The organism is Winogradskyella litoriviva (assembly GCF_013249065.1).
In the GTDB taxonomy this organism is placed as follows: domain Bacteria; phylum Bacteroidota; class Bacteroidia; order Flavobacteriales; family Flavobacteriaceae; genus Winogradskyella; species Winogradskyella litoriviva.
The window spans coordinates 186,838-201,520 of record NZ_JABRWQ010000004.1 but is presented as its reverse complement, the minus strand read 5'-3'; the positions used below and the strand labels follow the sequence as shown (position 1 = coordinate 201,520).

Below are 14,683 nucleotides of genomic sequence, written 5' to 3'. Positions count from 1 at the left end.
TAATTAAGCAAACAAATTAGTTTAATCAAAAACAATAATTGAAATGAAAAAATTTAATAGCAGAGCAACTCTAAGATTACTTTATTTAAGTGCAATACTTACTTTGTTTTTTAGCTGTAATGATGATGACAGTGAAGAGGTATTAGGAAACTGGGTAAAAAAATCTACCTTTAATGAAGAAGCTAGAAGTAGCTCTTCTGCCTTTACTATTGGCAACATTGGATATATGGGTACAGGTTATGATGGCGATGATTATTATAAGGATTTTTGGAGCTATAATATTGATACTAACTCATGGCAACAATTAGCAGATTTTCCTGGAGAAGCTCGCAGTTCTGCCACCTCTTTTGTTATTAATAATGAAGGCTATCTAGGCACTGGTTATAATGGTGATACTAATGAAGAATTATCTGATTTTTACAAATACAATCCTACAACCAACACATGGACGCAAATTGCCGATTTTGGTGGTTCTGCAAGATATGGAGCTGTAGGCTTTGGTTCTGATAATGTTGGATACGTTGGTACAGGATATGATGGTAGCGATAAAAAAGATTTCTACAAATACGACCCAATAACAGATACTTGGACCGAAGTTTATGGATTTGGAGGTGATAAAAGAAGAGATGGTGTAACCTTTACAATTGGAAGCAATGTTTATTTAGGAACAGGAATTAGTAATGGAGTTTATGAAACAGATTTTTGGGTATTTAATTTAGATACAGAAACATGGACAGAACTCGAAGATGTTGATGAGGACGACGATGATTACGTTCAGAGATCTAATGCAGTTGCTTTTACTATTGACGGCTTAGGTTATATTGCTTGTGGTGAATATGGTGGAAGTATAAGTACCGTTTATGAGTATACTCCATCTACCGAAGCTTGGGAAGAAAAAACTGACTTTGAACTATATGCTAGAAAGGATGCTGTTTCCTTTAATAACGGAGAACGTGCATTTGTAGCTTTAGGAAGAAACGGAACACTTTATTTAGATGATAACATGGAGTTTTTCCCTAATGAAGAACAAGATGACGATGATAACTAAAAAACAACATTGTTTTGATTAATTGTTTAATGCGCTATTAATTTTTTAGACACTGGTTAATAGCCAAACTCTGAGTCGGGAGAATGTTGATTTAACTTCATTTTTCTGACTCTATTTTTTAATAATTATAGAATGAAAAAAATATATAGCTACTTCTTGGTTTTTTGTGTAATTTCAATTGCTACCATTTTGTTTATATACGTTCAAAGCAATAATAATGAAACAATTGAAAATAACAATTCACCATATACTTTACATGTTATAGACAATGACAGCGCTTGGATTTATGAAATTTATAATAATGACAGTTTGTTTATAAGACAAGAATATATTCCTGCGTTAAAAGGCAAGCAAAGTTTTAAAACAAAAGAAGATGCAGAGAAAATTGGTAATCTTATGCTAAAAAAACTTTCAAAAAATGCTTTTCCTGTTATAAGTAAGAAAGAACTTATTGATAATAACATTAATTTTGAAAAAATTTAGTTTAGCACTTTAAGAATTCAACATTGATAAAAAAAATCTCATATAAAGAATTATTAGTTCATATTTTCGTTTGGCTAATAATAAGTATATTTCCATTATTCACAGCTTATATTGATTTAGGAAAAATACCAACAGACTTATATTTTAGACAAGCTTTACGCCCTATTTTATTCTATGTTAATTATCTTTTTCTAGTTCCTCATTTTTTACTAAAACGAAAACTATTATTATACATCATCCTCTCAATAGCATTTTTAATAATATTTAATTACGTTAGTGAAGATTTAATATCAAATCTTATTTTTAATGAATTTAGACGAATGCCACAGCCTGATGGTAGACCTGCCGGACCATTAGGAATAAGACATGCTATCCCAATAGTATTTTCATTATCTATATTTTTATTAGGTGGAATTTTTAGTTTAGTCGTTGATTTTTACAAAAGAGACAGAGAATCTAAAGAGTTAGAAAATGAACAGAAGGAAATTAAACTTCAATTTTTAAGAAATCAACTAAATCCTCATTTTTTATTTAACTCACTAAATAGTATTTACTCCTTAGTTAGAAGTAAATCAGATAATGCTCCAGAAGCCGTAATTACACTTTCTGAGTTAATGCGCTACATGCTTTATGAAGCTGGAGATGAGCAAGTACCTTTGGAAAAAGAGATGAATTACATACAAAATTACATCGCTTTACAACGATTACGTCTAAAAAACACAGAAGCTGTTAAACTTAACATAAAAGGTGAGACTAGACACCTAAAAATATATCCTTTGTTATTAATTTCATTCATAGAAAATGCGTTTAAATACGGTACTGACTATAAAGGAAACACACATATTGATATTAAAATTGTTGTAGAAAATAATAAATTAATTTTCAATGTAGAAAATATAGTTGGATTATATAAGCGTGATGATAAAAACTCAGGTGTAGGTTTAGAGAATATAAAAAATCAACTCAAACACTTGTATAGTAATAATCACACATTAACCATTGAAGAAAACAAAACGCATTATAGAGTGTATTTAACTATAAATCTAAGCAATAATGAAATGTATAATAATTGATGATGAACCATTAGCAATAGATGTAATTGAATCTTATTGTAAAGCCATTAGCGCAGTAGAGGTTATTACTACATTTACTAATGCCATTGATGCTTTAGATTTTATTAACAGCAATCCCATAGATTTAGTTTTTTCTGATATTGAAATGCCTAATATATCTGGAATAGAACTAATAAAAGCTATAGAAGGAAAAGCTCCTTTTTTTATTTTTACAACCGCATATCCAGAATACGCCTTAGAAGGATTTGACTTAAATGCTGTTGATTATTTAGTAAAACCCATACCCTTTCCACGTTTTCTTAAAGCTGTAAACAGAGTTAAAGAAATGATTAAATTAAATGAAGCTAACAGCTCTTTTAATGTGTCTTCAGCAGGTGGAGAATCTATATCTTCCTCAACACCTCATGAGGACGATTTTATTTTTGTAAAATCTGAGTACGAAAATTTAAAAATTGATATAAAGGCCATTAAGCATATTCAAGGGTTAAAAGATTATCTAAAAATACATGCTGAAGCATCTAAGCCTATTTTAACTTTAATGAGTTTTAAGGAAATTCAGGATAAATTACCAGAGAATACATTTATTAGAGTTCATCGTTCTTATATTGTTAATGTCAATAAAATTACATCTATTCAAAAAAATAGAATTGTAATTAATGACGAAAGAATACCAATTGGAGAGAGCTACAAATCAATGGTTTATAGCAGATTAAATATTTAACAAATTCCCTTTTTACTTACCCTTTTTAAATAAAAAAACAGCACTATTATAGTGCTGTTTTTTGTTTAATATATTAAAATGAGTTATGTATTAAGTTAACATTCCGCCATCAACATTAATTGTCTGTCCTGTAATGTACGCACTTAAATCACTAGCCAAAAACACACAAGCATTTGCTACATCTTCTGGTGAACCTCCACGTTTTAAAGGAATACCAGCTCTCCAACCTTTTACGGTTTCTTCATCTAATTTTGCTGTCATTTCAGTTTCAATAAAACCAGGAGCAATAACGTTGCTTCTAATATTACGCGATCCCAACTCTAAGGCTACTGACTTAGAGAAACCAATGATTCCGGCTTTAGATGCAGCATAATTTGTTTGTCCTGCGTTTCCTTTAACACCAACCACAGAACTCATATTTATTATGGAGCCTTTACGTTGCTTTAGCATAGTGCGTTGCACAGCTTTGGTCATGTTAAAAACTGATTTTAAGTTTACTTCAATCACTTTATCAAAATCAGCTTCTTGCATTCGCATTAAGAGATTATCTTTTGTGATTCCTGCATTATTTATTAGAATGTCAATAGCACCAAATTCTTCTAAAACATCAGCTGCGAGTTTTTGAGCTTCTTCAAAATTAGCTGCATTACTTTGGTAACCTTTTGCTTTAATACCTTTTGCATTTAATTCTTTTTCTAAAGCGTTGGCCGCTTCTACAGATGAACTGTATGTAAAGGCTACATTGGCACCATGCTCTGCAAATACTTCGGCTATTCCTTTGCCTATACCTCTACTTGCACCTGTTATAATTGCTGTTTTTCCTTCTAAAAGTTTCATGTATATAAAATTCGTTTAGTTAGTGTTGTCTTTAATGGTAATGTATAAAGCAAATCTATTTTAAAAATGATTATACTTAACACTTGTATTCAAATATACTATAAATTAAAAATTCTTAGATATAAATAAACCTCATATTTTTAAATCAATATGAGGTTTATTTTTTAGGTTCAGATAATACTGCTATTGCTTTAACGCTACAGGTTGATTGTAATTGAAAAGATAATCGATATCTAATTCTTTAATTGTTCCTAATTTACTTAAGGCATCGAAATCCATATCCTTTTTATTTCCAATAACCATCACATTGTATTTCTCACCTTTGATGTTATTATTAAAAAATGTTTTAAGGTCATCCATCGTCATGTTTTTAATGGCATTGTAAATCTCCTCACGGTTATCATTATCAATACCTCGCTTTTTTAAACCTTCATACGTCCAAAATATATTAGACTTAGTAATTCGCTTAGCGGCAATTTGTTTTAAAGTAGCCTCTTTTGCTTGATTAAATTGATCTTCTGCTTCTGGCATATTGGTCATTAATTCCATCATAGCGTTAACAGCATCTTCTAATTTATTTGCTTGCGTACCAACATATGCCATTGTATAATCTGGTTTTCCTTGTTCGTTTGCCATTCTATAACTAGAAAATGCTGAGTAAGCTAAGGATTTTGATTCTCTTATTTCTTGAAACACTATTGAAGATAATCCGCTACCAAAATACGTATTAAACAACTGTGAAGCTGCCATTTTTTCTGGGCTAAACTCTTCACCTTTAGCTAATAATAGAATTTCACTTTGTACCATATCATAATCTACAAAGTAAACATTTCCACCTGTTTCTAAATTAGTGTATTCTACTTTTTCAGGATAGTCTAATAAAGTTTCGGGTATTTTGTGATGTTTATTTAAAGCCACTTTTGCTTCGTCTTCTGCATTACCATAGTAAAAAATTCTCTGCTTATAAGCTCGCATTTCCTTAATCTTATTTACTAATTCTGTTGGGCTTATAGCTTTAAGTTCTACTTCAGAATAAATATTTCTTAATCGAGAATTTTCACCATATTGTCCGTAATTCATTAATCCGTTCCAAAATATATTTCCTTTTTGAGTTTTCCCATCTTCTCTTCCTTTTAGAATACTTTCAACATACTTATCGTAAGATTCTTGGTTAGGTTCTGCGTTATTCCATAAGTGTTCTAATAAGGCTAAACCTGCATCTAAGTTTTCTTTAAGTCCGGAAATACCAACATAAGTTTTATCACTAGATGAAAACACATTGTAGCTTACTCCAATTTTGTAGAATTCTTGCTTTAATTGCTCTGGTGTATATTTATCAGTCCCTAAATAATCTAAATATCCTGCTGCTAATGATACCATTCTATCATTATCTTGACCCATATCGAAAATAATATTTAAATCAAAAATATCATTGTTTGGGTTTTCTATATAAGAAAGTTTTAGTCCATTATCTGTTTTAGATTCCTTAATAGCCGTTTTATAATCAATAAATTGCGGTTTTAAATCTGGAGAAACAATTTTATTTATGGACTTTAAAAAATCAGATTCTTTACCTCTATTTAATTCAATAGGTGTAATTCCAGGATTTTCTACTTTTACAATAGATGTATCTTCACCTTTTAGTTTATGTACTTCTACATAGTTATTTCCATAGAATGAATTTGCAAAATCAACAATTTCTTGTTTAGTTATTTTCTTCATTTCATCTAACATCTCTAAACGGCTTTTCCATTCTTGCTGTCCAATAAAAGCATCTAAATAAGCATAAGCTGTAGCAGAACCATTTTCAAATTCTTTAATTTTGGACAAACGCATATCATTAATTACGGCATCTAATAACCAATCTTCAAACTCGCCTTTTTTAATTTTATCTATTTGTGCTAATAACAAATCTTTAACTTCGTCTAAGGTCTGATCGGCTTTTGGAGAACCATAAAGTAAATGAAAACCATAATCATTATTAAAATTTGTAAAAGAAGAGGCACGTTGTACTAATTGTTTTTGATTAAGATTTAAATCTATTAAACCAGCTTGAGAATTCGCCAACATATAATCTACTAAGTTTAAAATTACCTCTTGGTCAGAGCCTTTGCCTTTAGATCTAAATGCAACATAGATAGATTCTGCAGTTGGACCTAAAACTTCTTTTTTAACAGGTGCTGTAATAGGTTCTAACTCAGGAAATGTAGGATGTGTTACCTCTTTTTTCTCATAACTTCCAAAAGCCTCATTTACTTTTTTAATGGTTGCATCAAAGTCTAAATCACCAACCATTATTACTGCCATATTATTTGGCACATAATATTTATCAAAATAAGCATTAATAGCTTCCATAGATGGATTTTTTAAATGCTCTGAAATACCTATAGTAGACTGTGTTCCGTAAGGATGTGTTGGGTATAAACCTTTTAAAGTTGCAAAGTATTGTTTACGTCCATCACTATCTTGTCCTCTATTGAATTCTTCATAAACAGCTTCTAATTCTGTATGAAATAGACGTAGTACTAATTTGCTAAAACGTTCACTTTCTATTTTTAACCATTTATCTATTTCATTTGATGGTATCTTATTTACATAAACCGTTTGCTCATTAGAGGTAAAGGCATTTGTACCTTCTGCTCCTAATGAATTTACCATTTTATCATATTCATTTGCAATAGATAATTTAGAAGCTTCTAAAGAAATTTCATCAATTTTTTTATAAATCTCTTTTTTCTTTTCTGGGTCTTTTTCCGCTTTGTGTTCTTCGTATAAATTAGAAATTTGCTTTATCAATTTAGACTCTTCTTCGTAGTTTTGAGTACCAATCTTATCAGTCCCTTTAAAAACCATGTGTTCTAAATAATGTGCCAAGCCAGTATTGTCAGCAGGATCATAAGTTGAACCAGCTCTTACTGCAATTAAGGTTTGAATTTTTGGTTCTTCATCATTTTTACCTAAATAGACTTTAAGTCCATTGTCTAAAGTGTAAAGACGCAAACCTGTTGGGTCATTCGCCACAGTTTCATAGCTAAAACCATTAGCGTCTTGATTGGTTTCAATTGAGTAACCAAGTTTTTTTGAATCGTTTTCGGTTTTGCACCCAAAAACTACTGCAACAAATAGAAGCAGTAATACTGATTTAGTGATTTTCATTGTTTAGATTTAAATTGATTGAATAACAGATAAAAAAAATCCATTAGCTAAAAATATAGCCAATGGATTAATAACGAGGTGTTTTTATATTTATTTTAACAGAAGTTTATCCTAAAACCTCAGCTACTTTTTTACCAATTTCTGCAGGAGAATCAACAACATGAATTCCACAAGCTCTCATAATTTTCTTTTTGGCTTGAGCAGTATCATCACTACCACCTACAATAGCACCAGCATGTCCCATTGTACGTCCAGCAGGAGCAGTTTCACCAGCAATAAAACCAATTACTGGTTTTTTACTTCCACTTTCCTTATACCAGTTGGCAGCATCAGCTTCTAACTGACCTCCAATTTCACCTATCATAACAACAGCTTCTGTTTCTGGGTCATTAATTAATAACTCTACAGCTTCTTTTGTTGTTGTCCCAATAATTGGATCTCCACCAATACCAATTGCAGTAGTAATACCTAAACCTTGTTTTACAACTTGGTCAGCAGCTTCGTAAGTTAATGTACCAGACTTAGAAACAATACCAACATTTCCTTTTTTGAAAACGAAACCTGGCATAATACCAACTTTAGCTTCACCAGGTGTAATAACACCAGGACAGTTAGGACCAATTAATCTACATTCTTTGTCTTTAATATAGTCAGCCGCTTTAATCATATCAGCTACAGGAATTCCTTCGGTAATTGTAATAATTACTTTAATACCTGCATCAGCAGCTTCCATAATAGCGTCTGCTGCAAAAGCTGGTGGCACAAAAATAATTGTAGTATCTGCACCTACTTTTTCAACAGCTTCAGAAACTGTATTAAAAACTGGCTTGTCTAAATGTGTTTGTCCTCCTTTACCTGGAGTAACACCACCTACAACGTTTGTTCCATATTCAATCATTTGTCCAGCATGAAATGTACCTTCACTACCTGTAAAACCTTGAACTATAATATTAGAATTCTTATTAACTAAAACGCTCATTTGATATTGTTGTTTTTAAGTTTTATAAATTTGTTGCACAAAAATAAGAGAATTATTATGCAAAACCGACCTCTTTTATAATTTTATTTCCTTGTTAAAATCTTTAATAAACTCTAAGACTAAAATTATAAGTTTTTTAATTTTTGAAGAATCTCAGGAATCATTTTTACATAAGCACGTTCCTTAAAAAATGTTCTTGCTTCTATTGCAGGCGACCCAAAGTATGTTTTGCCCTCTTCAGTTGTGTGTCCTAAACCAGTTTGTGCATATAACACAGTGCCTTTTGAAATAGTAATTCCACTTTTTACTCCAACTTGTCCCCAAATAGTAACGTTATCTTCTACAACAACACAACCTGCAATTCCGGTTTGCGATGCTATTAAACATTTTTTACCTATAACGGTATCGTGCCCTATTTGTATTTGATTATCTAACTTAGAACCTTCTCCTATGGTTGTATCGCCAGTTACACCTCTATCTATGGTGCATAATGCACCAATGTCTACATTGTTTTCAATAATAACACGACCACCTGATTTCAATTGGTCATAACCCTCTGGTCTATTCTTATAATAAAATGCACTTGCGCCCAAAACGGTACCAGAATGTATAGTTACATTATCTCCAATTATAGCTTCATCATAGATACTTACATTGGCATGAATAATACAGTTTTTTCCTATTGTTACATTATTACCTATAAAACAATTAGGCTGAATCACAGTACCTTCACCAATAATAGCATCCTTTGCAATTGCACTGGTTGAAGCTTTAAAAGGTTTAAAATGTTCTGTAAGCTTATTAAAATCTCTAAATGGATCGTCTGAAATTAATAGTGCTTTACCTTTTGGGCAATCAACATCTTTGTTTATTAAGACTATTGTTGCCGCAGATTCTAATGCTTTATCATAGTATTTTGGGTGATCAACAAAAACAATATCACCTGGTTCTACCACATGAATTTCGTTGATGCCTAAAATTTCAAAATCTTCTGCGCCTTTATACTTACAACCAATTAATGTTGCAATTTCCTTTAAAGAGTATGGCTTGGGGAATTTCATGTTTCAGTATTCAATATTCAGTTAACAGTAACCAGATTGCAATAGCAAACTGAAGTCTATGTACTGTTAACTTATAAATTATTCTTTAATACGTTCTTTATAAGTACCCTTATCCGTTTCTACCTTTATCTTATCACCTTCATTAATAAATAATGGCACATTTACAATTGCTCCAGACTCAACAGTTGCAGGTTTAGTTGCATTGGTTGCTGTGTTTCCTTTTACTCCAGGTTCTGTTGCTGTTATTTCTAATACAACAGAAGCGGGTAACTCTACTGAAAGAGGCATATTATCTTCAGTATTAATCTGAATAGTAACCACTTCACCTTCCTTCATTAAGTCTGGTCTATCTAATGCTGATTCTAATAATCTAATTTGTGTATAATCTGCTTCATTCATAAAATGATAAAATTCACCATCATTATATAAATATTGAAATTTATGAGTTTCAACACGTATATCTTCTATTTTATGACCTGCAGAAAACGTATTATCTAAAACTTTACCTGTAGTAACACTTTTCATTTTTGTTCTAACAAAAGCTGGTCCTTTTCCTGGTTTTACATGTAAGAATTCTATAATTTTATAAATATCATTATTGTATTTAATACATAATCCGTTTCTAATATCTGAAGTAGTTGCCATTATTGTTTTTTAATTATTTATTTAATTTAAGCTAATATTTGATTCTATAAGATTCAATCTTAATTGGATTTAAAATATCCTTTCATAATACCACGATGCGAGTTTTTAATGAATTGTAAAATTTCATCACGCTCTGGAGTAGCTTCCATTTCTGCTTCAATTAAATCTGCAGCTTGGGTATTGTTATAATTTTTTTGATAGAGCATTCTATATATATTCTGAATTTCTCTAATCTTTTCGGTACTGTATCCTCTTCGTCTTAATCCTACTGAATTGATACCTACATATGATAAAGGTTCTCTTGCTGCTTTTACATAAGGTGGCACATCTTTACGGACTAATGAACCGCCAGTTACAAAGGCGTGATTGCCTATAGAACAAAACTGATGTACAGCTGTCATGCCTGCCAATATTACGTAATCTCCTACTGTTATATGACCAGCAAGTGTACTATTATTAGAAAAAATACAATTGTTACCCACTATACAGTCATGAGCAATATGACAATAAGCCATTATAAGGCAGTTATTACCAACAACGGTTTTCATTCTATCCGTTGTACCTCTATTAATCGTTACACATTCTCTTATGGTAACATTATCTCCAATTTCTACTGTTGTATCCTCATCATTATATTTTAAATCTTGAGGAACAGCAGAAATAACTGCTCCTGGGAAAATATTACAATTTTTTCCTATTCGCGCACCTTCCATGATGGTAACATTACTTCCAATCCAAGTGCCTTCTCCAATTTTTACATTATTATGTATTGTTGTAAAAGGTTCAATTACTACATTCTTTGCAATCTTTGCACCAGGATGTACGTATGCTAACGGTTGGTTCATTTCTCTTGTATTTATTTAATAAAGCAAAATATTATTTGCTATAAAAACTTTATAAGCTTCTTTGTTTTAAGACATGCAGTTACAATGCCAAACTTTCTTCTATTTTACTTTTGATATTTGTGCCATTAGTTCTGCTTCTGCGCACAGCTTACCATTAGTATATGCATAACCTTGCATGTGGCAGATACCTCTTCGGATTGGTGTAATTAATGAACACTTAAAAATTAAGGTATCTCCTGGCACTACTTTTTGCTTAAATTTTACGTTATCCATTTTCATGAAAAATGTTAAATAATTTTCAGGATCAGGTACTGTACTCAATACTAATATACCACCTGTTTGCGCCATTGCTTCTACAATTAAAACACCTGGCATAACTGGTGCTCCAGGAAAATGACCTCTAAAGAACTCTTCGTTCATGGTCACGTTTTTCATACCTATAACATGGTTATCAGACAATTCATAAACCTTATCTAATAACAAAAACGGTTGCCTATGCGGTAACATGTCCATTATTTGATTGACATCCATTAATGGAACAGCATTTAAATCTATTTGTGGTACATTATTTCGTCTTTCGTTTTTTATAAGTTTAGACATTTTTTTTGCGAACTGTGTGTTAACAAAATGTCCTGGTTTATTAGCTATAACCTTTCCTCTAATTCTTGTACCTATTAAAGCTAAATCACCTAAAACATCTAATAACTTATGGCGAGCAGCTTCATTAGGATAATGCAACGTTAAATTATCTAAAATACCATTTGGTTTTACGGCAATATTATCTTTTTTAAATGCTACTCTCAGTTTTTCCATCGTTTCTGGAGATAATTCTTTATCTACATAAACAATAGCATTGTTTAAATCTCCACCTTTAATTAATCCATGCTCTAAAAGCATTTCAATTTCATGTAAAAAACTAAACGTTCTAGCATTTGATATTTCAGATTTAAAATCTGAAACATTATTTAAAGTGGCGTTTTGGGTTCCTAAAACTTTAGTCCCAAAATCTACCATTGTTGTAATCTGGTAAGAACTTGAAGGCATTAAAATAATTTCACTTCCGGTTTCTTCATCTGTGTAAGAAACCACCTGAGTTACTTCATATTCTTCCCTAAAAGCATCTTGTTCTACAATACCAGCTTCTTCTAAAGCTTCCACAAAAAACTTTGAAGACCCATCCATTATAGGAGGCTCTGAAGCATCTAACTCTATAATAGCATTATCAATATCTAAACCAACTAAAGCAGCTAAAACATGTTCGCAAGTTTGAATTGTAACACCATTTCTTTCTAAACAGGTACCACGTTGGGTGCTTGTTACGTAATTAGCATCAGCTTCCATTTTTGGGCTACCTTCTAAATCTACACGTACAAAACTAAACCCAGAGTTTTCAGAACCTGGTTTAAATACCAAATTTACTTCTGCACCAGTATGAAGTCCAACACCTTTTAAAGTGACTTCTTTTTCAATGGTTTTTTGCTTAATTTCTGTTTTAATTATGGCCATCTACTTTTTTTTCTAATTCATTAATAGTTTTTGCAAGCTTAGGTAAGTTTTTGAAATAAACATAAGATTTATTCCAATCAGTATATCCAAAAGAAGGTGAGCCTTGTAAGACTTCGTCATCTTTTACATTTCTACCAATACCAGATTGCGCTTGCACTTTTACATTATTTCCGATTACTAAATGCCCTGCAATTCCTACTTGTCCACCTATTTGGCAATGTTCGCCAATTTTAGTAGAACCAGCAACTCCTGTTTGCGCAGCAATTACCGTGTTTTTTCCTATTTCTACGTTGTGAGCAATTTGTATTTGATTATCTAATTTTACACCAGACCTAATTATTGTAGATCCCATTGTTGCTCTATCTATTGTTGTCCCAGCTCCTATATCTACAAAATCTTCTAAAATAACATTTCCGGTTTGTGGAACTTTAGTGTAACCTCCATCTTTGGTTGGAGCAAACCCAAAACCATCTGCTCCTATTACGGCACCAGAATTAATTACACAATTATTTCCAATAATACAGTCTGAATATATTTTACCTCCAGGAAAAACAATGGTATTATCTCCAAGTTTTACATTATCACCAATATAAGCATTAGGATAAATTTTTACATTATCACCAAGTTCTACATTATTGCCAATATAAACAAATGCGCCAACATATATTTTTTCTGGAATATTAACAGATTCATTAATAAAACTAGGTTGTTCTATACCTTCTTTATGCGTTTTTATTCTATCGTAATATTCTAATAATTTTGTAAAACCTTCATAAGCATCATCTACTTTTATTAATGTAGTTGAAATTGGCTTATCTGGCACAAAAGTATTATTAACAATAGTAATCGAAGCTTCTGTGGTATATATATAAGGCGTGTATTTTAAATTAGATAAAAAAGTCAATGATCCTAGAGTTCCCTCTTCTATTTTAGAAAGTTTAGAAACTTCAATACTAGGATCACCAACAACGGTTCCGTCTAAAATACCTGCAATTTGTTCTGCTGTAAATTTCAATGGTAAAATTTTAATGTCAAAAGTTGGTTTACGCAAAAATAGAAAAAAAGGATTACATTTTCTTTTTAGGATAGCACATATAATATTTAGTTATAGGTTTACTGAGTGCTTTTAGGTTTAATTGATCAGAAGCTTTAACAATATCCTTAATTTTTCCGGATTTGAATAAAATGTTAATCTTCTGAAATTTATTCTGATACGCCTGATTAGTTAGCTCTCCATGAAACACAAAAAATGAAGCTTCATGCTTAGAAATATTATATTTTTTTATTATCTCTTCTGAATGTTCTTTTAAATCTGAAGCTTTAATTGCCTTATTCTTTAACTTCACTTTTAATAAATTTCTATCTAAAATCATTTGGCAGAGACTACTTAACACAAAATCATTATGATTTTTCCATTCTTTTAAAGCAGCAACGATATCATAATCATCTAATTTTGAAAAAACCATAAGGGTTTCATTTGTAAAACTTTCACCATTTATTTCAGAAAATAAAAAATAAAATAGAGCATCACTACAATTTAACTTAACGCCTTGTTGAACCAATTCTTTTGCTCGTTTTAAAACACCCATTAGTAACTGCTCTGCAACCACTCCTGTTTTGTGCATATAAACTTGCCAATACATAAACCGTCTGGCAATTAAAAATTTCTCTACACTTAAAATACCTTTTTCTTCTACTAACAATTGATCGTCAACCACATTAAGCATGGTGATTAAACGTTCGCTATTAATATTTCCCTCTGCTACACCTGTATAAAAACTATCTCGTTTTAGGTAATCCGCTCTATCCATGTCTAATTGGCTAGAAATAAGCTCGCACATAAATTGTCTTGGGTATTCTCCTTTAAAAATAGAGATGGCTAACGTTAAACTTCCGTTAAACTCTACATTGAGTTCTTCCATAAAGCGCAATGAAATTTCCTCATGAGACACATCATTAACTATGCTGTGTTCCATTGCATGCGAAAATGGACCATGACCAATATCATGTAATAAAATAGCTAACAGTAATCCATTTTCTTCGTCATTAGAAATTGTAACACCTTTAAAACGAAGCACATTGACTGCCTTTTGCATTAAATGCATACAGCCTAATGCATGGTGAAAACGTGTATGATGTGCACCAGGATAAACCAAATAAGATAATCCCATTTGGCTAATACGACGTAACCTCTGAAAGTATTTGTGCTGAATAATATCGAAAATTAACGAATTCGGTATAGTAATAAATCCGTAAATTGGGTCGTTAAAGATTTTAAGCTTATTGTTTGTAGGCAAAATATTAAAATTCAAAAATTAATAAACAAATA

13 protein-coding genes are annotated in these 14,683 nt (G+C 31.2%); 4 read left to right on the top strand and 9 right to left on the bottom strand.

What is annotated here, in order from left to right:
• Positions 1-43: 43 nt before the first annotated feature.
• The 4 genes from HNV10_RS09855 (at position 44) to HNV10_RS09840 (ending at position 3,325) form a co-directional block, all read left to right on the top strand.
• The gene (locus HNV10_RS09855; RefSeq protein WP_173301184.1) at positions 44-1,048 is read left to right on the top strand and encodes a Kelch repeat-containing protein; all 1,005 of its coding nucleotides are present in this window, start codon (positions 44-46) and stop codon (positions 1,046-1,048) included.
• A gap of 132 nt (positions 1,049-1,180) precedes the next feature.
• The gene (locus HNV10_RS09850) at positions 1,181-1,531 is read left to right on the top strand and encodes a DUF4907 domain-containing protein (RefSeq protein WP_173301183.1); all 351 of its coding nucleotides are present in this window, start codon (positions 1,181-1,183) and stop codon (positions 1,529-1,531) included.
• A gap of 23 nt (positions 1,532-1,554) precedes the next feature.
• Positions 1,555-2,604 carry a sensor histidine kinase gene (locus HNV10_RS09845; protein WP_173301182.1) on the top strand — a complete coding sequence of 350 codons (1,050 nt, stop codon included), beginning with the start codon at positions 1,555-1,557 and terminating at the stop codon, positions 2,602-2,604.
• The gene (locus tag HNV10_RS09840; RefSeq protein ID WP_173301181.1) at positions 2,585-3,325 is read left to right on the top strand and encodes a LytR/AlgR family response regulator transcription factor; all 741 of its coding nucleotides are present in this window, start codon (positions 2,585-2,587) and stop codon (positions 3,323-3,325) included. Before HNV10_RS09845 ends, HNV10_RS09840 begins: the two co-directional genes overlap by 20 nt.
• Positions 3,326-3,415: 90 nt before the next feature.
• Here the strand turns inward: HNV10_RS09840 and fabG are convergent, their stop codons facing one another.
• The 9 genes from fabG to HNV10_RS09795 all read right to left on the bottom strand — a co-directional run bounded on the left by fabG (position 3,416) and on the right by HNV10_RS09795 (position 14,651).
• The gene (fabG, locus tag HNV10_RS09835; protein ID WP_173301180.1) at positions 3,416-4,162 is read right to left on the bottom strand and encodes a 3-oxoacyl-[acyl-carrier-protein] reductase; all 747 of its coding nucleotides are present in this window, start codon (positions 4,160-4,162) and stop codon (positions 3,416-3,418) included.
• A gap of 183 nt (positions 4,163-4,345) precedes the next feature.
• Complete coding sequence (locus HNV10_RS09830; protein ID WP_173301179.1) at positions 4,346-7,318, bottom strand: M16 family metallopeptidase; 2,973 nt, start codon at positions 7,316-7,318, stop codon at positions 4,346-4,348.
• Between the two features lie 106 nt (positions 7,319-7,424).
• Complete coding sequence (sucD, locus tag HNV10_RS09825; RefSeq protein ID WP_173301178.1) at positions 7,425-8,297, bottom strand: succinate--CoA ligase subunit alpha; 873 nt, start codon at positions 8,295-8,297, stop codon at positions 7,425-7,427.
• 125 nt (positions 8,298-8,422) lie between these two features.
• Entirely contained in the window at positions 8,423-9,358 is a 936-nt protein-coding gene (locus tag HNV10_RS09820; protein WP_173301177.1) for a UDP-3-O-(3-hydroxymyristoyl)glucosamine N-acyltransferase, read from the bottom strand.
• Between the two features lie 78 nt (positions 9,359-9,436).
• Positions 9,437-10,003, bottom strand: coding sequence for an elongation factor P (gene efp / locus HNV10_RS09815; RefSeq protein WP_173301176.1), 567 nt, complete (start codon positions 10,001-10,003; stop codon positions 9,437-9,439).
• A 59-nt stretch (positions 10,004-10,062) separates the two neighbouring features.
• Positions 10,063-10,848: an acyl-ACP--UDP-N-acetylglucosamine O-acyltransferase gene (gene lpxA / locus HNV10_RS09810; protein ID WP_173301175.1), complete on the bottom strand. Its 786-nt coding sequence runs from the start codon at positions 10,846-10,848 to the stop codon at positions 10,063-10,065.
• A 99-nt stretch (positions 10,849-10,947) separates the two neighbouring features.
• Positions 10,948-12,354, bottom strand: a complete 1,407-nt coding sequence (locus tag HNV10_RS09805) for a bifunctional UDP-3-O-[3-hydroxymyristoyl] N-acetylglucosamine deacetylase/3-hydroxyacyl-ACP dehydratase (protein ID WP_173301174.1) — start codon at positions 12,352-12,354, stop codon at positions 10,948-10,950.
• On the bottom strand, positions 12,341-13,369 hold the full coding sequence (lpxD, locus tag HNV10_RS09800; RefSeq protein ID WP_173301173.1) for a UDP-3-O-(3-hydroxymyristoyl)glucosamine N-acyltransferase: 1,029 nt from the start codon (positions 13,367-13,369) through the stop codon (positions 12,341-12,343). Before lpxD ends, HNV10_RS09805 begins: the two co-directional genes overlap by 14 nt.
• Before the next feature lie 52 nt (positions 13,370-13,421).
• A complete protein-coding gene (locus tag HNV10_RS09795; protein WP_173301172.1) occupies positions 13,422-14,651 on the bottom strand; it encodes an HD domain-containing protein in 1,230 nt (409 codons plus the stop codon).
• Between the last annotated feature and the right edge of the window lie 32 nt (positions 14,652-14,683).

Coding starts and splice junctions, on each gene's coding strand:
- HNV10_RS09855 (WP_173301184.1), top strand. CDS start 44: ATGAAAAAATTTAATAGCAGAGCAACTCTAAGATTACTTTATTTAAGT.
- HNV10_RS09850 (WP_173301183.1), top strand. CDS start 1,181: ATGAAAAAAATATATAGCTACTTCTTGGTTTTTTGTGTAATTTCAATT.
- HNV10_RS09840 (WP_173301181.1), top strand. CDS start 2,585: ATGAAATGTATAATAATTGATGATGAACCATTAGCAATAGATGTAATT.
- fabG (WP_173301180.1), bottom strand. CDS start 4,162: ATGAAACTTTTAGAAGGAAAAACAGCAATTATAACAGGTGCAAGTAGA.
- HNV10_RS09830 (WP_173301179.1), bottom strand. CDS start 7,318: ATGAAAATCACTAAATCAGTATTACTGCTTCTATTTGTTGCAGTAGTT.
- sucD (WP_173301178.1), bottom strand. CDS start 8,297: ATGAGCGTTTTAGTTAATAAGAATTCTAATATTATAGTTCAAGGTTTT.
- HNV10_RS09820 (WP_173301177.1), bottom strand. CDS start 9,358: ATGAAATTCCCCAAGCCATACTCTTTAAAGGAAATTGCAACATTAATT.
- efp (WP_173301176.1), bottom strand. CDS start 10,003: ATGGCAACTACTTCAGATATTAGAAACGGATTATGTATTAAATACAAT.
- lpxA (WP_173301175.1), bottom strand. CDS start 10,848: ATGAACCAACCGTTAGCATACGTACATCCTGGTGCAAAGATTGCAAAG.
- HNV10_RS09805 (WP_173301174.1), bottom strand. CDS start 12,354: ATGGCCATAATTAAAACAGAAATTAAGCAAAAAACCATTGAAAAAGAA.